Genomic DNA, 23,345 nt, shown 5'->3' with positions numbered 1-23,345 from the left:
ATATGACTATGCCAAAACACTCACTTTCGGCAGGTGCTGTGGTTCTAAATGATGAAGGGGAAATCTTACTTATTAAAGGTCCACGAAGAGGCTGGGAGTTTCCTGGTGGAGTAATAGAATTAGGAGAAACCATAGAGGCTGGTATCATAAGAGAAGTGAAAGAAGAATCTGGAATCGATATTGAGGTAATAAAGTTTTGTGGGATCTATCAAAATATAAAGGCTAATGTTTGTGCTACTTGTTGGCTTGCAAAAGCGATAGGTGGTGAACCGCAGACAAGCAACGAAAGTTTAGAGGTTGGATTTTTCACTTTGGAAGAAGTGCTAAATATGGTTACTTGGTCAAATTTCAGAGAAAGAATTATTAAGATACTAAATGAAGGTGAACAGCCCTTTTATGTTTCGTTTTAATAACCTTATTCACGAAGGGGGCGATTGCTGAACCATCAGCCGCCCTTTGTTCAAGTAAAGGACATTTTCATACGAATATGATATTTAAAATGTAATGTTTTGGAGGTTATTTTCTTGTTTTTCTTGTTTTTGATTATTGCAGCAAGCTTTCTTGGATATCTCTTAATCCCGTTAGATGAAATCGGTGTAGTTATTGCTTTCGGAATAATTTTAGGGTGTCTGGTGAGAGTACTTTATTACTTAAAAGAGATACATCAAGAGTTATTAAGAAAATAGGAGAATCTTGTTCTGTAAACTAGCAGCATCGATTAACATTGAATGTAAGAAAGGGTCCTGGAAGTGATACATTTTGAAACTAATGAAATAAATAAATGAACTTCGAGTATAAATGATTGATTAAATGAAAAATAAGTTTGCTTCTCTTTGATCCATCGCCATATACATCAAATCATCGATAATCACAAGATCGGCATTTCTTATCCGTTTGAGCGAGACTTTAGATTTATTCAGATATTCTTCTGTCTTTAAAAGCTGCACAAGCTCACCTATTGTAGCGAAGTAAACATTAAATCCTCTGTAAACTGCTTCGAGTCCCAGCCCTATTGCGATAAAGGTTTTCCCAATGCCAGGGGGGACCTAGGAGAATTAAATTATACTGTTGCTCTAACCAGCTTAATTCTCTAAGTTGAGAATCCTGCTTGATTAACAGCCGAGTAGTATTTAGCTTCTTAGATTCTTAATACTCAGATTGTATATCAACGTAATTAATAATGCTTTTATTTTTAGACATCTGAGTATAGGAAGAATTTGAATTCATAATTTCTAATTCAATCTGCCTGATTATCCTTACCTCAAATAAAGGTCCTGATGAATGGGGTAATTTAATTGGAGATCAAGGCATTACGACAGCTATTTTAGACCGTTTACTTCATCGTGTGGAAGTCATACATGGTGGCGAGGATGAGGAAAGTCATCGGATGAAAAACCGAAAGAGCATTTTTTCAGCAGGAGTGTAAAAAGGAAACGAGCAAAAAGTGTAAAATTCAACTTGAAGTATACATGATTTTGCATGAATCATAACCTCCCTGTAGAGTTAATTTTATCAAAAAGTATTAATGTTAATTTGTTTTTGGTAATATTTTTGATAACGAGTTTTCCTAGTTTTTCATCTTACTTGTGATTTTTACCGATAAATTGCACACTTAAAAGGAGCTTGAGTTAATTCTCAAGCTCCTTTTTATGCGATAAACAGTTTGCCTTGTAATAGCAAATTCTTTTGCAATTGCTGTAATCGAAGTCCCGGATTTTAGTTTTTCATCGACTTGCTTACCTATGTTTGTGGAGGTCACTCACTTTATTTACTGGGTTTTGTCCCAGCCTCTTTTCGTTTCTGATAATTTTACTCTTTAATAAAATAATGTATACCCGACACCAATATTATTATGTCCAGAATTTACTTTGAAATAGCCTACACTATGTTTAGCTTTAATATACATATCAAGATTGGTTGAAATAAAACCAAGGGATCCAGACGAATTAAGCCTCCATTGATATCCACCAAAACCATACCCACCAGATACATATCGATTTGTATAACCTACGTCTGTAGTCCAAACACCCGGGTTATAGTTATAATAATCTTTCTCTATATCATAAACTTGTAATGCACTAGAACCATTAGTTTGTAATACCATTTTCAACTTAAACTGAGAAGTTTTAATACCAAATATATATAGTGAATAATTAGCCCAAGGTGTTGTAACTCGGTATGTAGTCGACAGTGTTGAGACTAAACCTGGTTGTTGAGTAAATGAAGCATCTACTTGCTCACTATTATTTGCTCTAAGCTCTGCTGAGACTGTACCTTTATCAAGTTTAACTTCAATTTTGTTGTTAGCATTTGCTTGTGACTTTTTAACAATCCCCAAATAATTTTTAGGTTGTAGCGCTTCTATGAAAAGTTCTTTTTTCTCATCACTTAAAGTTAAAAATTCATCTAGTACTCTCTGAGCCTCAGGGTCTTCACTTGAAAGACCCTCCAAATATTTTATGTAATTGCCCACAGAAGCTATATCCTTAATTTCTCCATTATTTTCCTGAGCTGATACTGAAGGTAACCCAATGCCTACTAACATAACTAAACTTAAAAATAAGACTACTAACTTTCTCAAAAATATTCCTCCCTTTTAATAAAATTGTAATATGGTAATTCATACCACTATTATATTAACATAAATATAGTAATTTTGTTAAAAAATAGAAAAGTATTTTTCTATTTTAAAAATTTGTTATTTTATTAAAGGGAGGTGTTTATTTTGAAAAAAATCACTATTCTAATTACCATAATATTATTTATCTTAATTTTATTGTATCTTTTTCAGACTGGTTAATATAATTAATAAAAAAACTTCAACACACCTAGCCAGCTAGGTGTGTTGGAGTTTTTTCCAAGAGGTAACTCACTTTATAATAATTGAATTTTCACCACGACATTAAAAAAACTTGTAGAATAACACTAGGTTTCTCTACAAGCTGAAACGTTTTGAAAGAGCGTTTTTTGTTTTTAAGTTAGAATTAGAAAGGGTTTTCTCCTTTTAAGAAAGGTCCAAACACAATTAAATTCGAGCCAATGAATAATAACCAAAAAATAGTTGAGTTCAAACGTCGTTTAACTGAGTCATTCTGTTTTTTTATAATCCTCAGAATTATTGTATATATAACGAATAAGATATATGAAACTCCAAACCAATTAACCCAAACATTACCCGAAAAGGCTATTCCATAGTATTCGTAGCTTCTTCTTAGAATGTTTTCAGTAAATAATAGCCCAATAGTTAAAAAAATAATTAATTCAAGTGATCTGAATGTGTACAACTTAAATTCTTGCATTTTCTCTCTCCTTCCAAATTACGAATTTTTCTCATTCATTACATATTTTCACAACTGAAATTTTAACATAAAAATCCAATATGATTATATTCTAATTAAAAATGAATAAAATTACTTACAAAAAATCAAACGGTGTTCTAAAAAAAGTATGTAGGGATGCTGGATTTATGATTATTCTAAAGGATCCACAGAATACAAATTGAACCAATAGAGATATTGGATTACTATAAATTCCGACCAGGTGAACTACTACAATGTATATGGCATTAACCTATGTATGTTTTGGCAGTATGTTTATTAATAAGGTAGTATGAATACACAAGCCATTAGATGAATGAATAGTTATTTTTATTCAAACTGCTATATTCCGTTATAGGGCCATTATATTGAATAATGGTTATCAAGCTTATGTATTGTAGAACAATGCATATTTCATTCTTTAGAATGAAAAAAGTTACAGCGTTTGCCCGAAGTAACAAGTACATTAAATTAATAAACTGAGGATATCAAATTAATAAATTGAGACTTTTTAAAAACAATTTAATTCAAGGAGGTTATTTAAATGAAATCTAATAATTCAATAGTGTGGATTAATGTATTTACTGCGAAACCAGGCAAACTAGATGAATTGGTCAATATCCAAGCTGAAGAATTACTTAACTTTAAGGATAATGGTGTTCCTGGTTGGATTAGTAGTCGTTGGCATCGTTCTGTAGATAGTAACAAAGCAATTATGATAACTACCTTTGAGAGTATTGAATTTCATAAAAGTTGGTTAGAAAAAACTGACTTCTCGGAACACCTAAACAAAATTAAACATCTAATTGAAGGAGCAGAAGGTGGGCACTACACGTTGGTGGCAAGCATTGACAACTTGTAAATCGCTAACTTCTAAACATATAAAGAGATCCTCTTCCGCCCCTCAAACTAAGTGTAGGAGATAGTTATTTGAGTACTTTGAAATAAATAATTCCTTTACCGAATTTAATTAGAGTAATTTAGTAAAAAAACAGTATAAAAGGATCCTCGACTGGAAGATTCTTTTAATACTGCCGATAAATAGTTTATGGTAGATTGATTAAACTTTTTTATAAAAACGAAACTTAAATCTGTTAGAAAATAATCCATTTTGATCAATCTTTTTTTCAAAATGGATTATTCTTATTTACTGTAAAATACGGGTTTGTGAGATTTTTTTGATTAAACTTTATTCAAAGCTACATATATTGACTAAAAAAATAAAAATTTACGAAAACCTACAAATGAGCTGCCTCGTCTAATGTTTGGGAGGGGAAAAAGTGGAAGAGTTAATTGAAGAGGTGATCGATATTGAAGATAAAGAATTATTAATAGATCAGATTATGAGAAGGTATGGTCAAGAAGTCCTTCAATTGGTGTACTCCTACGTAAAAAATGGAGCGATTGCAGAGGATTTGACTCAGGAAATATTTATAAAATGTTATCAACACCTTCATACATATACCGGGCAATCAAAGTTAAAGACATGGTTATGGAGGATCGCAATTAATCACAGTAAGGATTATCTCAAGAGCTGGTACAAACAAAAAGTAATTGTTTCTGAAACAGAGTTAACTCAAACAGAATCAAATTATAGAAGTATTGAGGACTCGGTTATTCAGCATGAGGAAGACGGAGAATTAGTTTCGGCGGTTATGAATTTGCCTGTAAAGTATAGAGAAGTAATCTATCTCTTTTATTTTGAAGAAATGGCGATTAGAGAGATTAGCAGAGTAACCGATCAAAAAGGAAATACGGTAAAAACAAGGTTGAAACGGGCCAAGGAGTTATTGAAAGAACAATTAGGAGGGATGAACTGATGGAAGAACGTCTTAAAAATATGAAAAGGTCAATGAAAAGTACAACCTTTGGTCAGTTGAAATTCACCGAGATCACCATAAATGAAGTTCACAAGAAGATAAGGCAACAAGAGATAAGAGAAGAAGATATTATACTTGCCGTTATGCAATTGCTCGTTTACGAGAAAACAGGTTATGAATTGACGAAGAAATTGCGAGGAAGAGGTATCCGCAAGTTTGAAGATAATGAAGGTTTTCTGTATACAGTTCTACATGAGTTAGAACACAAAGGATATTTAACTTCCAACTGGGATGGTAAGAATGAAAAACTATATATATTAACCAATAAGGGGAAAAAAATACTGAAGAAGGAAGAAAAGCGATGTACAAGTCGAGCTGTCAGTGACACTCTGACAGAGGTGAGACAATCATGAGCAACATTAAGAAAGATTTTCTAAGTCAGGTGAATGACCAAATCAGGGCTTCTGAAGTGAAAGAAAAGATTTCACGAGAGCTCAATTATCATCTAGAAAGTGAAAAGCAAAGGCTTGTTCATATGGGAATGAATGCAGTAGAGGCTGAAGAAAGAGCAATCAAGCAAATGGGCAGTCCAGTTCAACTGGGTCAACATTTTAATAAGATTCATAGACCGAAATTAGATTGGTGGCTTATCGACTTATTACTCATTACCTTCGGCTTCAGTTTTCTGCCTCTGTTGTTTTGGAATATAGATTCTGAACACTTTCCAAAAATGAAAATTATTTATACCCTTATTTGTTTTGGAATTATTATTGGACTGATGCTATTTGACTATAGGAAGCTATTAAGATGGAAATGGTTGTTTTATGGGACCGGATTATGTGTATTGTTGCTGCCTTTGTCGGTTCCATCAGCTTATGTTAATGGAGTTCCAGTACTTATGTTGGGTCCAATTGACATTGAAAGTATGAAGGCATTGCCATTTTTGTATTTGGGGTTTTCTGCATTTTTAATTAGTAAAAAGGCGCGTATTTGGAAGATTGGTTTGCTATTAGTCTTTCCGCTTTTCCTTTTGATGATTACACCTGATTTCACTTCAATATTTATCCTCAGTTTAATGGTGTTTGTAATGCTTTGGTATAGCACTCTGGATAAGAAGAAACTACTTAAGCTTTCTATTGGTGGAATGGGAGTCTTTTTAACTGGAGGGTTTCTTATCTGGAATAAAATTGATGTTTATCAAAAGGAGAGAATCTCCGGCTTCTTGAATCCCCAAAAATTTCAAAAAACAAGTGGTTACATGTACTTACGGGTCAGAGAGTTCTTAAGTGAAGCCGGTTGGTTTGGGCAAGCTGGTAAGAAAGATTTCATACCGTCAGGTCATACAGACTTTGTCTTTGTAAGTTTAACTTATAATTTCGGCTGGATATTAGCAATCTTGCTAGTTGTTGTGCTGTTTTTACTAATGACCAGAATGATTTTAGTCAGTATGAAAGTAAAGGATGAATTCGGCAAAATGCTGATAGTCGGAGGTGTTGCCTTATTCTCTATTCAATTCCTTTACAACATCGGCATGACTTTAGGTATACTACCATTTATCGGAATTTCCTTGCCGTTTATAAGTTACGGTTTAACTCCTACTCTGATAAATTCAATTGGCGTGGGTATTGTGCTAAGTGTATATAGGCGAAAGGACTTAGTTATTACATCAGAGTCGTATAGCTGACTAGTGAAAGAGAGAATTTGATATCAATAAAAAATGTGTTACAGGATATATAAATAAGCTAAAGTTGGAAGAGAAGTTATCCTTTCAGACAGATTGAAGTTATTCAAGTAAAGGGCGCAAGAGTTGAAGAAAGGGGGTTGCTGCGGCAATCCCTTATTTCTTATTCAACGATAGGGGGCGTTAGTTGGGAGCAGGGGAAAAGCCGGAGATAACTTCAAACGCTTACCTATTGCTAACGCTAATGTAAGACAGATTGGCAATTATCCAAAAGGAGTTAGAATAAATTGACACAAATTTTTAATAGCTTCGTATAAATCTCTTCTGTAAGGGCATACTAGAACCAAAGTTTAATTGGTTGGCAACCTTATAGGAGATGATGGGTTGATGAGACTGTCCGATGCTTGGAAAAAGTACCAGCTTGACAAAAAGATCGAAGGGTATTCTCCACTGACTTTGAAGGCATATTGTTTTCAATACAGCCTTTTGTTAAGACACTTTGGTGATATCAGTATAAAAGATATTACAACCGACGATTTGAAGAGTTACCTGATCAATACAGGTGACCATTTAAAACCGGCAAGCATGGGGCATCGGGTCCGATGCATCAGATCTCTTTTTAAGTGGATACATGATGAGGGTCATCTTCCGTACAATCCAGCTGCTAAGTTAAAGGAACCGAAGATAGGAAAAAGAATCCCTAAGTTCCTTACGGATCTTGAAATCGAACATTTAAGAGAAGCTTGCGAGAGCTCCTTGGAAAATGCCTTGTTTGAATTTTTTTATTCAACAGGTTGCCGGATAGGGGAAATTGTAAAGCTTAATCGGGAAGATATAAACTTATCAGCGAACTCTGTTATTGTTCACGGGAAAGGTGACAAAGAGAGGGAAGTGTATTTTAATACTCGCTGCTCCCTTTGGTTGAAACGGTATTTAGATGAACGGGACGATCAAGAGGATTGCCTATTCATAACAGAGCGAAAACCCAAACATCGGATGAGTATTGATATGATTCGGTACATTATAAAACGGGTTTCTAAACGAGCAGGTATAAAGAAGAGCATCCATCCTCATCAATTAAGACATAGCTATGCTACTCATTTAATTAATAACGGTGCACCACTAGAAGTGATCCAAAGTCTTTTGGGACATGAGAAAAGTGAGACAACAAAGATATATGCACAACTTAGTGGAAAGCTGCGCCAGGACTTCTATTGCAAATATTTTTAACATTTTTGAGCTTCGACCCTTAGTGGGTGTGAGGCTCTTTCTTCTTGTATCGGGCCATTTTATGGAATAAGGTATTGTTTAATTATGGTCGATTTGAAATAATTGGTATTAGTGAATAAAATACATAATCAATAGAGGTGTACGATGTTAAAAGTAATATATTTCGATGAATCATCTGCTTTAGATAGCTTAGATCAAGCAAATAAGGGAAGGATTCAGGAAATCACAAAGGATATGGTTGATAAAGCCAATGAATTATCAGGAGAAGCTGAGTTTGAAGCAAGAGCTAAAACTAGTCTGTTTACCTTCTTTAAATTAGGAGGCGGTATTGACACTAAAGGACAATTTTCAAGAAAAGGTACCAATATTTTGACCACTACACTAACAAACACTATTTTAACTAGCTTTATAGAGCTATTGGAAACGGATTTTGTTGATAGTGAAAGTTTTGAAACTCTTAAGGAATATAAACTAAAAATAGTACCTGACTCTTTTACCTTCTTAAAGACTATAACTCCTTTCATAAAAGTATACAGCAATCAAGCAGATGTAGTAGTAGTACAATCAGGTAATGAAAATGCAAATGACCCTCAAAACTTTGATTTTTCTTTATTTGATGATGTTTTAGAGAATGCAAAAGGATATTATGAACTGCTTGCCGTAAGAGGAGATGACCGAAAAATAGTTAGATTTAACTTAGATGGTCTTAGAAATAACTATAGATTAACTGACCTTCAAAAAATGGATTTAACAATCCATGGAATTAAGGTAGGGACATGCACAGAGAAGGAATTACATTTTATGAAGGAAATTGGTGAAAGTAATACTGAAGAAACAAGCAGTGGATTTGATGCATTTGAACAAGAAAAAAAAGATAACTTTAAGAATGGTGAAGTTGAATTAGACATTATTGATGTTATTTTAGCGGGAATTAATTAGATGAATATTGTTGAATTATATTCAGGGCCAACTAAAGAATTTGAAAAAATTATAGAACCTTGTGACCAAGTTTTATCACTTCATACTTTGATAACAACAATTGACAAAGAGAACTTTAATGACTGGATAAACGACAATTCAGGTAGAAATTATACACTCGTTTGTTATTCAGAGGATCTTTCATCAGTGAAAGAACATTTTTTGGGTATGCTTCCAAACTTAATTAGACTATTGGTGGAAAAAGAATGCATTATTGAATGTTATATTCATAATCCGCCTTTGTTATTAAAAGAGGGAATAATACGATTATTTGAGAATGATGAGTATATTTTAGTAAAGGAAAACACCTTCGAATTTAATAAAATAACAACACAAGATATTACTAATTTATATGACGAATTAAACAAAGAAATAATAGGCCAAGAACAACCAATCTTAGAATTAGTATCAACGATTTATCCTTTAACAGCAAAGTATAGTAACCCTGTTGTCTTATTGTTTTATGGACCAGCTGGCGTAGGGAAAACTGAGACCGCTAAATTATTGAGTAAAGTTTTGTACAATGGAAAGTTATTAAGGGAACAAATTTCAATGTATCAAACTGAGGCTTTTGCATCCTATTTATTTGGAGGTAGTATTAATGAAAATTCATTTGCTAAGGGATTAATTGGGCGTGAAACCAATGTAATACTTTTAGATGAATTCGATAAATGTCCTCCGGGTTTTTTTAGTGCTTTTTATCAATTTTTTGATGAAGGGTTATTTGTGGATAGAAACTATAAGGTCAATTTAAAGAATTCTATCATTATCTGCACCACAAACTACGGTTCACTCGAAGAGATTAAAAAGCAATTAGGCAGTCCTATCTTTTCAAGGTTTGATGGATTTATTTCTTTTGGAGATTTATCTCAAGAAGATAAATTAAAGTTAATAAGAATAAAGTATGAAAAAAATCTATCGTTATGGGATGAAGAACAGCAGGCTTTAATAAAAAAGAAAAACGCAATTGATTTTCTTACAGAACATGCAAATAAATTCATTAACGCTAGAAATATTGACAATGGAATTAGATCTTACATGTCTAAATTACTCATTCAAGATGTTTTAAATAGAAACACGTGAGTAGCAAAAGCGAACAAAATTGAGAAAAACCAACAAATACATTAGCTAAGACTCTATGACAGCCATTTTTTAGAGTTAGGATCCCAGCAAAAGTGTGCATTTGCTCCTTAATTCAAGTAAAGGGCAGGATTATGGAATATAGAATTGAAGGAGTGATTATATGGAAATCATTATCGGATATTTATTAGGTGCTTTTGTCTTAGTTTTATTCTTTATTTCATTGTTTAAAATGGTATCCAATCGAATGAAAAACTCCAATAATGAAACAAATGAAAGGATAAATTACATAGAAAAAAAACGTATAGAGGATATAGAAAAAAAGTAAATTATTCTTCAGCTGAACAAGCTGGAAAAGAGATAGTGAGTAATAACTAAAAATAAAAGAAAATACTTACTGTGAAAGCGATTGCTATTATGCAATTCGCTTTTTTTAATTGAATATAGAGTATTGGGGATAATATTGGATTGGATAAACATTTAAAGAGAAACGAGGTATTTTGATGAAAATTTTTTCAAGTTTATTGATAATTTTATATCTCATTACTGTTTCTTCCTCAATAGCCTTCGCTAAAGAAACTAAGTATAACCACAACAGCATCACAATAGCTGAAGTAAAGGAAGAGGTGAATTTTAAAGTGCTCGTCCCAAAGAAAGTTCCTGAAGAGTGGACTTTGGAAATAAAAACTCGGAATAACAAGGAGGGAAATTTAAGCAGCATTAGATTAAATTATATGGATGAAAATGATAAAAGTTTAATGCTAGGAATAGAAGAAAAAAAGGTCTCAAAAAAGGCAATCAGTCAATTGGAAGAAGAGTTTTCAGAGGGAGATAAAATTAAATTAAATGATGTTCCTGCTTATTATCAAGAATGGGCTAACAGTGGAAAAACGCTAAATGGAAAGAAAATAAGCGGTGGGCTTTTAACTTGGATACAAGATGAGACATATGTTCAAATGGACAGTTCTTCTTTATCGAAAGATGGAATGGTTGAGATTGCAAGAACTATCAGGTGAACTGAACCTACATCTTCCGCTTAAAAAGGTCTCAGAAAATAATGAGTGTTATATCTACAGACACTCCTTTTAAAAGATCTTGGTTACATACATGAAAATCAAGAAAAAGGGAAAAGTAACAAAGAAGATTTAGTATAGATATTATGAAGAAAAAATAAATATTGTCAGCTACACCCTCTCCTAAAATAAAGGGGGTGTGCGTGAAATACAAATTAACGCTTAATTAAAAACGGTTATAGAATGTCTAAACCCTTGGTATACATGGGTGTGGGCATTTTTTTAATTATACCATTATTTGCGTTAAGAAGGATTAACGCTTTTTTTGTTGAAGTTATTGGATTAACGGGCAGTTTAGTTTAATAAAAAAGCAATTCAAATGGAAATGTTGGAAGGAGAATATCTTTGAAACAATATAGCCATATGCCACCAGACTATGTTTGTCCTTTTTGTTTGGCTGTTAAAGGCGAAGAGGACAAAATGAATAGAAGAGTTCAAACTAAGCAGCAGGATATTATTTATGATGACGGTGACGTAACTGCTTTGATTGCAACATTATGGTGGCCAAATAATAAAGGCCACGTGATTATTATTCCGAATCAACACTATGAAAATATTTTTGATTTACCAATAGAGATAGCAACTAAAATACATAAATTGTCACAACAAGTCTCTCTTGCACTCAAGGAATGTTACGATTGTGATGGTATCTCCACAAGACAACATAATGAACCTGGTGGTAGTCAGGATGTATGGCATTATCACCTTCACGTTTATCCAAGGTATTTTAATGATAATCTTTATCTAACACATGGGAGTTTCAGCATCTCTTCTGAACGATTAGTGTATGCTGAAAAGCTTAGATCATGGTTTGAAAAAAATCTCCTGAATAAATGATGATATTTGTTAGAAAGGTTACTAATAGGATAGCACTCTTACCCAAGAAACAGAGACAATAACTGATGGTCCAGCCGATCATCTCAGAGTATCGCCTTCTTTAATTATTGGGGCAGGTTAATGCAAGAAAGATTGCGGAAACACATACCACAAACAGAAATAAAGTAACAAATTAAGTGAGGAGATCCCCGTATCTTTTTTCCTCCTAACTGTGTTTATAAAGTAGAAGCACCAACTTCTTATGCAAAATGGATCTACCCGATCGAATTAACGAACTTTGAAGGTCGTTCTGCAACTGGTGAAAGCAGCATCATTCAATCGTTTGGCAAAGGAATCAATATCCTTCCAGACCATTCTCAACTAGAAGGCGGTTTTTTACCGGATGGATATACCGATGGTTTATGGTTACGCCCTGACTTTGACATGTCTAAAGTGGGAGCGATGGTAAGCTTGACCGATCAATCGGGGAATATCCGGGAAGGAAGCATTAATCCAGAGGCCAAGTACACGTTTAAAGACCTTGCGATTTCAGATGAAGAGTATGATATTAAGATTACACTTCCAGGGCACTTTACGCGTCATGCAAACGTCAGCCACTTAGGGGACGAATTCAACGGGAGCCGACTGGAAGAATGACCTTTATTTTCTACGCACAAATGCAAGCAGGGGATATTAATCAAGATGATGTCATTGATGTTAAGGATGCAATCGAGGTCCAAAAGCACTTTGGAACGGACCACCGTGAAGCAGATATAAATTATGATGGAACAGTGGACAAAATGGACCTGCAATATATCATTGACAACTACTTGTTGCAGAAACCAGATGTTGCAAATCCTCCTGCAGCTAAGATGGAATATGGTAAAACATTAGATGATATTGTGGGAGAATTAAGCTGACATTTAACAGTAGAGACTAATTAACCCGCCCCTATCTCTTTAAAGGATCGAATAAAGGCTGTCGAGTAAGTATCGACAGCCTTTATTCATGTTGAAGCTTCTATTTGATAACGTTCATTCTTCCAATTGAAACAGGACTCCGGAGAGTCAATGACAGGAAGAGGTCTGTTGTCTGGGTTACTTAGACAGTAGGAAATTTGCTGCCTTATTTTACTGTATTTCATAGATAGATCTATTTGCTCTTTTTTAGGTGAAATTATGAATTATTAAATAGTTTATGCATAAATGGGTAGAATCTGAGCTGGGATAAGCTGTAATATACCGAATTATCAGAAAAAAACTTGGCATAGTTTTTGCATCATGTAGGGGTAAGAGGATCCAAGATTTCTAGGGATCCAAAAAACTTACAGGGAGAGGGATTTATTTTGAATAGTAAATTTGTAAAGAAGGCGGTAAAAACACCCAGAAAACCATCGTTGAAAGTGGCGATGATTCCGATTGTATTTATGATTGTGGGATTGTATGTTGGTATTGCTAGATTTGAATTAGATGCCCATGTACCATTGCTCTTGAGTGGTATCGTTGCAACTTTAGTGGCTATGTGGCTTGGCCATTCATGGAAGGACATTGAGACGTCATTTTTGAATACGATTCGTTTATCCCTACAAGCAGTCATTATCTTGATGATAATAGGAGCAATTATAGGGACGTGGATTGCCTCTGGTATTGTACCGACCATGATTTACTATGGCATGGAATTACTTGAGCCTGGTTATTTTCTTGTTTCGGCATGTGCGATTTCCTGTGTGGTAGCAATGGCTTCAGGAAATGCATGGACGGCTGCTGGTACGATTGGGATTGCGATCATGGGGATCGGTCAGGGACTTGGCATCGATCTCGCAATGGTAGCAGGTGCTGTCATTTCAGGCGTTTACTTTGGTGATAAAGTTTCTCCTCTTTCTGAGACGACAAACATGGCACCAGGCATCACAGGGGCAGAGTTATTCGAACATATCAAGCATATGATGTATACAACTATTCCTGCTTTACTTATTTCATTAGTGTTATATACCATTATTGGACTGAAATTCTCTGAAGATCAGTCGACTATAGCGGAAGTATCGATGCTCCAAGGACAGCTGAGTGATTTATTCATGATTTCCCCTTGGTTATTGATTGGACCAGCGCTCGTTATCTTGATGATGGTCCGTAAGATGCCAGCGATCCCTGCCCTTACCCTCGGTTCGTTGATCGGTGTAGGCTTTGCCGTTGGATTTCAGGGAATGCCTGTCGGTGATGCCCTTAGTGTTATGTACTATGGTTTTTCTCAGGAAGTCGGCATTGAAGTGGTAGATAACTTGTTGAATAATGGTGGAATGGAGAGCATGATGTATACGGTTGCCCTGATCATGATTGCCATGTCCCTAGGGGGGATCTTGGAAAAGGCAGGGGTCCTGGAAGCAATGGTCGTTGCTTTGTTATCCTTTGCGAAGAACACAGGAAGTTTGATAGCCACTACAGTAGCTACGTGTATTGCAGCAAATATCATTGCATGTGATCAATACTTGTCTATCATCCTTCCAGGACGTATGTATTCCAAAGCCTATAAAGACCGGAATCTCCATCCTAAAAACCTTTCCAGGACGATCGAAGATGCAGGGACTATGACATCTCCACTCGTACCTTGGAATACGTGCGGTGCTTTTATGTATACAACGCTTGGTGTCGCTACATTCAGTTATGCTCCTTATGCCTTTTTGTGTATCCTGAGTCCAATCATCGCTGTGATTTACGGATATTTTAATATCAAAATAGAGTATCTTCCAAAAGAAAAAACAGATAATGTAAACTTTCAATCGATTGACAAAAATCAGGCGCAAGCTTAATTATAAAAATAAAGGAGGCATCGAAACCTTATGAATGATTATGATTGGATCCTCAGTCCATGCCAGGGAGTGGTAGAGGAAATTTTAATCTCAGAGAGGTGTCGCATCCATGAACAGGATACTCTATTCAAAATACGGACAAACCAAGAAGAAATTAAAATCGTATCGACGGCGATTCGTGGGGAAGTTCAATCTCTCGAGGTGAGTAAAGGTGAAAAGGTCTATACCGGAATGGTCTTAGCTTTTATAGAGGAAGATTTGGTCTCAGAAAGAATTGGGACTTAATTCTTCATTTGGGGAAGTGAAGTGATAACACTTCCTTTTTTTTTGCGAAACAGTAAAAATGTTTTTGTGTAATTTTCCGAAAAATCAATTACTTTGGTATAATGTTTACTGACAAGCGTTCCAGATAGGGGGAATCACAGACATGAATAGCACACTAAGAGAGAAATGGTACCCGCTTACCTGCCTATCGGTCCAGTCTCCTGAAAAGGGTTGGGAAGAAAGGGTATATGGAGCTGAGGAACCGTTCTTATTCTTGACAAAGAACGATGAAATATATGCTTATGTCTATTTGGAGGATATAGAAAGCGATGAGGGACTGACCATAGAGATTCTGAAATCCTATGCGGCTCCTATTTCTAATGTGGGGGAATGGACCATTGGCGACGCCATTTCCTTTCCAATGATTTTCAAAATACTTGGAGAACATATTACTCTGATCAAGGATGATAGTGATGATTGGATTGGATACATACGCCGGGAAGATGCAATCGTAGAACTATTACGAAAGGATAATACTAACCTGAACCTTTTAAAAGTGATGTTATCTTCTATACCTATGGGTGTTTTTGTTATTGATAGGGATAAGCGAATCGTCAACTGTAACGATTCAGGGTTACGAATGATCAAATCTTCTTATAACGCCATGATGAATAGTCCCGCAGAAGATACGTTTAATAAAGGACATATTCAAAAGGTATTTACAACTGGTGAAACGATGCTGAATCAAATTCATGTCACGGATGAAATGGGTGTCCTGGTGGACTATAGCCCAATCTTGAACGATGAGAAAAAGGTAGACGGGATGATAATCATCGTACAGGACCTTCCAATGGTAGAAGAGATGGCAATGGAAATCGAGTCTGTCAAAAACCTAAACACAGACCTGAATGCTATATTGGCCACTATGTATGATGAGATTCTCGTTGTCAGCCGTGAAGGGGAACTTCTGAGGCACAGTGAGAACTTCATCCAGGATTTTTGGGGAGTCGATGAATTGAGTGATCTCGTTGGAAAGAACATCTTGGATTTTGAGAAAAAGGGGACGTTCAGCCCCTCTGTCGCAAGGTTGGTCCTAGAAAAGAAAAAAAAAGTTTCTGTCGTCCAGCAGACGAAAAAAGGGAAAAGCGTACTCGCTGTTGGGAATCCAGTCCTTGATGAAGAAGGAGAGGTGCATCGCGTCATCATTGCATCGAGGGATATTACGGAAACGAAGAAATTAAAGTCTGAGCTAAGAGAAACGAAACGAATCTCTAAAAATTATAAAGAAGAGTTAGAGAAGTTGAAAAACAAGGAGGAACCTTCTAGGAAAATCATCTATTGTAGTTCAAAAATGGAACAGGTGATGAATAGGACCCGGAAGCTCGCAGAATTTAATTCTACTGTATTGATTCTTGGAGAATCTGGTGTAGGGAAAGAACTGATTGCGAATACGATTCACAGAGAAGGAAAACGTTCCGATAAGCCGTATCTGGCCATTAATTGTGGAGCCATTTCAGAAGATCTTCTGGAAAGCGAACTGTTCGGTTATACAAAAGGAGCATTTACTGGGGCGGATTCAAGAGGGAAAACGGGCTACTTTGAAAAGGCGAATAAGGGAGTGCTCTTCCTAGACGAAATCAGTGAAATGCCATCTCGCCTTCAAGTGAAACTATTAAGGGTGCTCCAAGAAAAAGAAGTGACACCGGTAGGGAGTACTCAATCTATTCCAGTTGATGTGCAGATCATCGCAGCGACGAATCGAAACCTAGAAAAAATGGTTGCTGACGGAACATTCCGAGAGGACTTGTTTTACCGGATCAATGTGATTCCAATCAATATACCGCCACTTAGGGAACGCCCTGAAGATGTGCCATTATTAGCTTTTCATTTTATTCAGCAATTGAACGAACAGTACAACAAAAAATATCACCTTTCACCTGGTGCATTGAATATGCTTGAGGTTTATGATTGGCCAGGTAACGTCCGTGAGTTGCAAAATCTTGTTGAACGTCTTGTCGTCACGACGGATGATGATGTCATTTCCGCTGAATTCGTCAGTCAATCCTTGAAATTCGCTGATTCCGTGCAGACAAAGCCGGTGATAACGGGAATTTTACCATTAAATGAAGCTCGAGAGTATTTGGAAGAACAGTTAGTCATGTTGGCGATGAGGAAATATAAGACGACAACGAGAGCAGCTAAAGCGCTTCAAATCAGTCAGTCAGCTGTCAGTAGGAAGTACCAGAAAATCGTAGAAAAGCAGGGCCAAGTAAATATATAATCAGATGAAAGCGTTGGGCAATGAGGCCTGGCGCTTTTTTTATGCACGAGAAGATAGGGTATGCATGGTTGCATAAATTCAGAAAATTCAAAGTGATCAAATGTGTAACCATGCACCATTCCGAAGTTGGCATGGAACTTGCAATACCTATAAGTGAAACCTATAAATCTTTTAATTGGGAGGAAGCCACATGACAGATCAAACTACTGTAAGACCAAAGAAGTTAGATAGACTAAAGGAACTTGATAGAAAGCACTATTTACACCCGACTACTAATCCTAAGGTTCATGCTGAACAAGGACCAAAATTAACTTTTTCAGAAGGCAACGGAATATATGTGAAGGACACAAAGGGTGAAGAATACATCGATGGTCTGTCCATGTTATGGAATGTGAACGTTGGACATGGTAATAAGGAATTGGCAGAAACAGCATTTGAACAAATGTCTAAAATGGCATTCAGTTCCTCGTTTGCCGGATTTTCTAATGAACCTGCAGTATTATTGGCGGGAAAACTGGCTTCCCTGGCACCGGGAGAATTGAATAGCGTGTTCTATACATCTGGGGGATCAGAATCCAACGATACAGCTATTAAACTGTCACGTTTTTATTGGAGTTTACAAGGGCAGCCAACCAAGAGAAAAGTAATCAGTTTGAAGCAAGGTTACCACGGTGTAACGGTCGCTGCACAATCAGCAACAGCGATTCCGGCTTTTCATCATTTTTCTAATTCAGCGTTGCCAGAGATGCTTCATGCGGAACCTTTTCTGACAGACTGCGAACTTGGATATAAAGATGATCCAAGTTATGAGGGAAGCATCCGCAGTATTTTAGAGAAAGAAGGTGCTGAAACAGTAGCAGCTGTGATTGTTGAACCGGTACAAGGGTCTGGAGGTGTACATGTGCCTCCAGAGGGTTACTTGGCTGCGGTACGGAAACTTTGTGATGAATTCGGTGTCTTATTTATTGCTGATGAAGTCATTTGCGGTTTCGGCCGAACTGGAAAAATGTTTGGGGTCGAACATTGGGGAGTGGTACCAGATTTGATGTGTGTGGCGAAAGGAATCTCCAGCGGCTACTCGCAACTCGGAGCAGTCTTATTGAAAGACAACATACGTGACACTCTTTCACAATACGATGATATACTTGCTCACGGCTTTACTTACAGTGGTCACCCTACCGCTTGCGCCGTTGCACTGAAAAATATCGAAATTATGGAACGGGATCGTATTGTAGGGAATGCCAAAGCCATGCAGCACGAATTGCAAGCAGGCTTTGAGTTTTTGAAAGAGAAACATCCTAGTGTAACCAAGACGAGGGCATTAGGCTTATTGGCTGGATTTGAGTTATATAAAGATCGGGAACATGAAGTCCCTTTTGATTCCTCGATCCTCCCATCTACTGAAGTTGTTGATGAATGTTTCCGACGTAAATTGATATTACGCCCGCTTGCTTCTAAGGTTGGGAGAAATATAGTGGCGATTGCCCCACCTTTAATCATAAACAGACAACAAGTGCAAGATATGATTCACATCATTGATCAATCGATTACTGTGTTTGAAAAGAAATATCTCTAAGTAAAAAATATAAGAAGAATTTAGGAAGGAGAAAGAGAATGATCAAGCGTCTTGAACTCCAAGGTTCACCAAGAGAAATAGGGAGGAAACATGGGCAAGAGGGAAAAACAGAAGTCCTGAGAAGTCTGGATACCTATGAAAAACTATTCTATGGATATAAGAGAATCAACTGGGAGGAAGCGAAGGGTATAGCTATTCAACACTTGGCTGCGATTGAACAGTATGACTTAGATCTAATAGAAGAGATGCAAGGAATAGCAGAAGGGGCTGGAGTTACCTTTGAGGATATTCTTACGTTAAATGCACGTAGCGAAATAGCACTGGCCAATTATAAAGGGGCCGTCTTTTCAGATGGATGTACAGCAATTGCTGTCGCCCCCCCTTTAACAGAAGATATCATCATCGGGCAGAATTGGGACTGGAAAGGATCTCAAAAGGAAAGTTTACTCCTTCTTGATATGAAACAACAACACAAACCGGATATCACGATGGTCACAGAAGGGGGGATGATTGGAAAAATCGGGTTTAATTCAGCAGGTCTGGGACTTTGTTTCAATGCGCTCCTCACGGATAAAAAATCTAATGAAATTCCAATTCACCTTGGGTTAAGAAGTGTACTGAACTCAAGTTCTCTTCCCGAAGCAATCTCTAAGATAAAGGGAGGGAAAATGGCTTCATCAGCAAGCTTTCTAATCGGGATGGATGAGGGTGGCGGTATCGGGACGGCTGTGAATATCGAGGTTTCCCCATTCGGAATTGATATGGTAGGCGGAAATACGGGAAAGCTCGTCCATTCCAATCATCTACTCTCTGAACAGATCAAAAAAAATGTCAAAGATATGAATGAGTTTATTTATGATGATTCCTTGCTACGTAAAAATCGAGCTGAACAACTGATCGACACAGCCATCGCAAAGGGCGAGACCATTGATGAATCGTCTTTCAGGATCTGGTTTTCCGACACTTTCAATTCGCCAAACTCCATCAATCATTATGAGAACCTTAGAGCACCTGAACACCGTAGGATGGAGACTGTTTTTTCGATCATAATGAATCTATCAAAGCGTAAAGTACTCCTTCATGTCGGTCACCCGACAGAAGGAAAATATGAAGAAATTTAAGGAGGGTGAACAATGCTATATATTAATGGGGAATGGAAACAAGCTAAATCAGGGGCCACACTGGAAGTACACAATCCAGCTACTGGAGAGCTGATCGATCGAGTGGCTTCTGGAGGGAAGGAAGAAACCCAGAAAGCGATTCAGGCAGCGAAGCAGGCGTTTAAAACATGGAAGAAAGTGACGGGGCAGGAAAGAGGTAGCTACTTGGCAAGTGTTGCTTCTATTATGAAGGAAAAAAAGAGTGAAATAGCCAAAACGATCACGCTGGAAATGGGAAAGCCGCTAGTGCATGCGGAAAGGGAAGTCGTTGGTGCCATAAACTATGTTGAATGGTATGCAGAGGAAGCAAAGAGGATATACGGAGAAACGATTCCGGCTTCTCATCCCAATAAGCACCTTATGCTGCTAAGGGAACCGGTTGGGGTTACTGCTGCCATTACCCCATGGAATTTTCCGGCATCCATGATCACACGGAAAATTGCCCCTGCAATAGCTGCTGGCTGCACCGTGGTTTTAAAACCAGCACCAGCAACACCACTATCAGCCATCAAAGTATTTGAATGCTTTCATGAAGCGGGTCTTCCAGCTGGTGTAGCGAATCTTGTCATAGGCCCAGCGGAGGAAATTGGCCAAGAATTGACGAAGAGCCCTGATGTCCGAAAGCTGACCTTTACAGGTTCCACTCCTGTAGGGAAAATGCTTCTAAGAGAATCTGCTGGAACAGTCAAAAAAGTATCCATGGAGCTTGGAGGGCATGCTCCTTTCATTATTTTTGAAGATGCTGATATCGAGGCTGCGATTCAAGGTGTGCTTGGAACGAAATTCGTTAACTCCGGTCAGACGTGTATCAGCACAAACCGAGTATATGTAGCGGAGAGTATCGCTGAAGAATTCGGGGAAAAGCTTGCCGAAAAAGCGGTACAGTTAAAAGTAGGAAATGGAATGGATGAAGGAGTCGATGTCGGTCCTCTTATCAATGAACAAGCATTGGAAAAAGTGGAAAGTCATGTCGCTGATGCGATTAATCATAATGGCAAAATCTTGTGTGGAGGAAACCGCTATGCAAGTCCAGAAGGAAAAGGGAATTTTTTCGAGCCGACTGTTATCAATTACGCTCAAGATAACATGAAGATTTCAACGGAAGAAACATTTGGTCCAGTAGCTCCCATCTTTACATTCAAAGACGAAGAAGAGGTTATTGAACGTGCTAACCATGATAGTTATGGCCTGGCTGCTTACTGCTTCACTAACGACATGCGGCGAGGGTATCGGATGATGGCTGAATTGGAGTATGGGATTGTGGGTATCAATGATTCAGCGCCAATCGTAGCCCAGGCTCCATTCGGCGGAATAAAAGAGAGCGGAATGGGGAAAGAAGGCGGGAAATCAGGTATTTTGGAATATCTTGAAGAAAAATTCGTATCCGTGCACACAGGATAGGGACATTCTGAAAGGAGAGATTGCCTTATGGCTAAAATAGAATCACCTTACTTAGAGAAAGAGCTTGTAATCCGGAACATCACTCAAGACGATGTAGAAGAAGTTGCTGCTCTGTCTATCAACAGCTTTGGTCCAGACATATCCTTTAAAAAGAATCACTTTGCCAGTCAGGCAGACATTTTTCCAGAAGGACAAATCCTCATCGAGTACAAAGGGAAAATCGTAGGGTCATGCTCCAGTTTGATTCTGAACTATGAAGAATATGAAAAGAATCATACCTATTCTGTCATTTGTGATAACGGATTTATTCGTAATCATAATCCAGAAGGGGAAAATTTATATGGTGTCGAGGTCAGTGTTCATTCAGACTTCAGAAAGTTAAAAATTGGCCGTCGATTGTACGATGCGAGAAAACAGCTATGCAGAGACTTGAATCTAAAAAGTATCGTTATCGGTGGGCGCATTCCTTTTTATCATAAGTATGCCAATCACATGTCAGCAGAAACATATACGGAGAAAGTGGTGAATGGAGAAATATATGATCCAGTGCTTACCTTCCAATTAAACAACGGATTCCACTTAAAAGAAGTCATTCCAAACTACCTTCCAGATGATGAGGAGTCTATGTCGTATGCAACATCTATGGAATGGTACAACGAACAATACAGCTCAAAAAAATAATTCAAAATAAAGGATTGGAGGAGTGGTTACGTGCGAATCGGTGTGCCTAAAGAAATAAAAAACAATGAAAATCGAGTGGCTTTAGCTCCGTCAGGGGTGTTGTTTCTCGTGTCTGCCGGTCACGATGTGTTTGTGGAGAGTGGAGCAGGACTTGGGTCTGGTTTTCCTGATGCAGTTTACCAAGAGGCAGGTGCGAGGATTGTTCTGACTCCACAAGAAGCATGGAGTATGGACATCGTCATGAAGGTAAAGGAACCCCAACGGGAGGAATATTCATACTTTCGGGAAGGGTTGATCCTGTTCACGTACTTGCATTTGGCAGCGGAGCCGGAGCTAACCAGGGAATTACTTGAACACAAAGTAATCAGCATCGCATATGAAACGATACAGAAACAGGATGGTACCCTTCCATTGTTGACACCTATGAGTGAAGTGGCAGGAAGGATGGCTGCCCAAGTCGGTGCTCAGTTTCTAGAAAGGACAAAAGGCGGTATGGGCGTACTGCTTAGCGGTATCCCAGGTGTGAAACGCAGCAAGGTAGCGATTATTGGCGGAGGTGTCGTTGGGACGAATGTAGCGAAGATAGCGATCGGTCTTGGAGCGAACGTGTCGATCCTCGACCTCAGCCCTAACAGACTGAGAGAATTGGACGACCTTTTTGGAACCAATGTAAATACATTGATGTCCAATCCAATGAATATTGCAAACGCCGTTGCTGAAGCCGACCTTATTGTTGGTGCTGTCCTTATCCCTGGGGCCAAAGCTCCTAAACTAGTAACCGAAGATATGGTCAAAACGATGAAAGAAGGGTCTGTTATTGTCGATGTAGCTGTGGATCAAGGGGGGATCTTTGAGACAGTCGACCATATCACTACCCACGATGATCCCATCTATATTAAACACGGAGTTGTCCATTATGCTGTAGCGAATATGCCCGGCGCAGTTCCGAAGACCTCAACCATTGGTCTGACCAACGTTACTGTACCATATGCCCTGGAAATTGCTGAAAAAGGATATGCGAGAGCCAGCTTGGAAAATAAAGAAATAGAAAAAGGTATAAACACGCTTGGTGGTGCGGTAACTTACCAGGCGGTTGCAGAAGCACATGGACTTGAATACCTGTCCGTTGAAAAACATCTGAAAGAGCGTAATGCCGTTCTTATAAAGTAGTTGGAGAATAA

Annotated in this window: 21 protein-coding genes and 4 pseudogenes; 22 read left to right on the top strand and 3 right to left on the bottom strand. The window is 37.5% G+C overall.

The window, feature by feature from the left end; all coding sequences use genetic code 11:
* Positions 1-2 precede the first annotated feature (2 nt).
* Positions 3-410, top strand: coding sequence for an NUDIX hydrolase (locus AC6CIB_RS07810; RefSeq protein ID WP_498280517.1), 408 nt, complete (start codon positions 3-5; stop codon positions 408-410).
* Positions 411-786: 376 nt separating this feature from the next.
* Here the strand turns inward: AC6CIB_RS07810 and AC6CIB_RS07805 are convergent.
* Positions 787-1,119: pseudogene (locus AC6CIB_RS07805) on the bottom strand (ATP-binding protein); the annotation flags it as partial.
* Between the two features lie 130 nt (positions 1,120-1,249).
* Between AC6CIB_RS07805 and AC6CIB_RS07800 the strand changes: the two are divergent.
* Positions 1,250-1,426, top strand: a pseudogene (locus AC6CIB_RS07800) (ATP-binding protein); the annotation flags it as partial.
* A gap of 186 nt (positions 1,427-1,612) precedes the next feature.
* Here the strand turns inward: AC6CIB_RS07800 and AC6CIB_RS07795 are convergent.
* Positions 1,613-1,735 (bottom strand): annotated as a pseudogene (locus tag AC6CIB_RS07795) (helix-turn-helix domain-containing protein); the annotation flags it as partial.
* Between the two features lie 81 nt (positions 1,736-1,816).
* Entirely contained in the window at positions 1,817-2,581 is a 765-nt protein-coding gene (locus AC6CIB_RS07790) for a hypothetical protein (RefSeq protein ID WP_498279377.1), read from the bottom strand.
* 1,280 nt (positions 2,582-3,861) lie between these two features.
* On the opposite strand from AC6CIB_RS07790, the gene AC6CIB_RS07785 reads away from it, so the two are divergent.
* The 20 genes and pseudogenes from AC6CIB_RS07785 to ald all read left to right on the top strand — a co-directional run bounded on the left by AC6CIB_RS07785 (position 3,862) and on the right by ald (position 23,334).
* Positions 3,862-4,179 (top strand): antibiotic biosynthesis monooxygenase family protein, encoded by a 318-nt coding sequence (locus AC6CIB_RS07785; RefSeq protein WP_498279375.1) that lies wholly within the window; start codon positions 3,862-3,864, stop codon positions 4,177-4,179.
* A 418-nt stretch (positions 4,180-4,597) separates the two neighbouring features.
* Complete coding sequence (locus AC6CIB_RS07780; protein WP_498279373.1) at positions 4,598-5,137, top strand: sigma-70 family RNA polymerase sigma factor; 540 nt, start codon at positions 4,598-4,600, stop codon at positions 5,135-5,137.
* On the top strand, positions 5,137-5,550 hold the full coding sequence (locus AC6CIB_RS07775; RefSeq protein WP_498279371.1) for a PadR family transcriptional regulator: 414 nt from the start codon (positions 5,137-5,139) through the stop codon (positions 5,548-5,550). Before AC6CIB_RS07780 ends, AC6CIB_RS07775 begins: the two co-directional genes overlap by 1 nt.
* Positions 5,547-6,821 carry an FtsW/RodA/SpoVE family cell cycle protein gene (locus tag AC6CIB_RS07770; RefSeq protein WP_498279369.1) on the top strand — a complete coding sequence of 425 codons (1,275 nt, stop codon included), beginning with the start codon at positions 5,547-5,549 and terminating at the stop codon, positions 6,819-6,821. Before AC6CIB_RS07775 ends, AC6CIB_RS07770 begins: the two co-directional genes overlap by 4 nt.
* A 384-nt stretch (positions 6,822-7,205) precedes the next feature.
* A complete protein-coding gene (xerA, locus tag AC6CIB_RS07765) occupies positions 7,206-8,048 on the top strand; it encodes a site-specific tyrosine recombinase/integron integrase (protein WP_498280515.1) in 843 nt (280 codons plus the stop codon).
* A gap of 144 nt (positions 8,049-8,192) precedes the next feature.
* Positions 8,193-8,987, top strand: a complete 795-nt coding sequence (locus AC6CIB_RS07760; protein ID WP_498279367.1) for a DUF6414 family protein — start codon at positions 8,193-8,195, stop codon at positions 8,985-8,987.
* On the top strand, positions 8,988-10,109 hold the full coding sequence (locus AC6CIB_RS07755; protein WP_498279365.1) for an AAA family ATPase: 1,122 nt from the start codon (positions 8,988-8,990) through the stop codon (positions 10,107-10,109).
* Between the two features lie 160 nt (positions 10,110-10,269).
* Complete coding sequence (locus AC6CIB_RS07750; protein WP_341356740.1) at positions 10,270-10,434, top strand: hypothetical protein; 165 nt, start codon at positions 10,270-10,272, stop codon at positions 10,432-10,434.
* Positions 10,435-10,609: 175 nt separating this feature from the next.
* Complete coding sequence (locus tag AC6CIB_RS07745; protein WP_341356739.1) at positions 10,610-11,122, top strand: DUF4367 domain-containing protein; 513 nt, start codon at positions 10,610-10,612, stop codon at positions 11,120-11,122.
* Positions 11,123-11,524: 402 nt separating this feature from the next.
* The gene (locus tag AC6CIB_RS07740) at positions 11,525-12,016 is read left to right on the top strand and encodes an HIT family protein (RefSeq protein ID WP_498279363.1); all 492 of its coding nucleotides are present in this window, start codon (positions 11,525-11,527) and stop codon (positions 12,014-12,016) included.
* A gap of 450 nt (positions 12,017-12,466) precedes the next feature.
* Positions 12,467-12,652 carry a hypothetical protein gene (locus AC6CIB_RS07735; protein ID WP_498279361.1) on the top strand — a complete coding sequence of 62 codons (186 nt, stop codon included), beginning with the start codon at positions 12,467-12,469 and terminating at the stop codon, positions 12,650-12,652.
* Positions 12,649-12,915, top strand: coding sequence for a dockerin type I domain-containing protein (locus AC6CIB_RS07730; RefSeq protein ID WP_498279359.1), 267 nt, complete (start codon positions 12,649-12,651; stop codon positions 12,913-12,915). The genes AC6CIB_RS07735 and AC6CIB_RS07730 overlap by 4 nt, the downstream gene beginning before the upstream one ends.
* 425 nt (positions 12,916-13,340) lie before the next feature.
* Positions 13,341-14,801 (top strand): Na+/H+ antiporter NhaC, encoded by a 1,461-nt coding sequence (nhaC, locus tag AC6CIB_RS07725; protein WP_498279357.1) that lies wholly within the window; start codon positions 13,341-13,343, stop codon positions 14,799-14,801.
* Positions 14,802-14,831: 30 nt separating this feature from the next.
* A complete protein-coding gene (locus tag AC6CIB_RS07720) occupies positions 14,832-15,086 on the top strand; it encodes a biotin/lipoyl attachment domain-containing protein (RefSeq protein WP_498279355.1) in 255 nt (84 codons plus the stop codon).
* A 142-nt stretch (positions 15,087-15,228) separates the two neighbouring features.
* Positions 15,229-17,346 carry a sigma 54-interacting transcriptional regulator gene (locus tag AC6CIB_RS07715; RefSeq protein WP_498279353.1) on the top strand — a complete coding sequence of 706 codons (2,118 nt, stop codon included), beginning with the start codon at positions 15,229-15,231 and terminating at the stop codon, positions 17,344-17,346.
* A gap of 190 nt (positions 17,347-17,536) precedes the next feature.
* The gene (locus AC6CIB_RS07710) at positions 17,537-18,922 is read left to right on the top strand and encodes an aminotransferase family protein (protein ID WP_498279351.1); all 1,386 of its coding nucleotides are present in this window, start codon (positions 17,537-17,539) and stop codon (positions 18,920-18,922) included.
* Between the two features lie 38 nt (positions 18,923-18,960).
* Positions 18,961-20,043: a C45 family autoproteolytic acyltransferase/hydrolase gene (locus tag AC6CIB_RS07705; protein WP_498279349.1), complete on the top strand. Its 1,083-nt coding sequence runs from the start codon at positions 18,961-18,963 to the stop codon at positions 20,041-20,043.
* A 12-nt stretch (positions 20,044-20,055) separates the two neighbouring features.
* Complete coding sequence (locus AC6CIB_RS07700; RefSeq protein ID WP_498279347.1) at positions 20,056-21,483, top strand: NAD-dependent succinate-semialdehyde dehydrogenase; 1,428 nt, start codon at positions 20,056-20,058, stop codon at positions 21,481-21,483.
* Between the two features lie 27 nt (positions 21,484-21,510).
* Positions 21,511-22,149 (top strand): annotated as a pseudogene (locus tag AC6CIB_RS07695) (GNAT family N-acetyltransferase); the annotation flags it as partial.
* Positions 22,150-22,194: 45 nt separating this feature from the next.
* The gene (ald, locus tag AC6CIB_RS07690) at positions 22,195-23,334 is read left to right on the top strand and encodes an alanine dehydrogenase (protein ID WP_498279345.1); all 1,140 of its coding nucleotides are present in this window, start codon (positions 22,195-22,197) and stop codon (positions 23,332-23,334) included.
* The last annotated feature ends 11 nt before the right edge of the window (positions 23,335-23,345 follow it).

This window comes from Rossellomorea sp. GQ25 (genome assembly GCF_059758515.1).
This window is presented reverse-complemented; position numbering and strand designations above follow the sequence as displayed.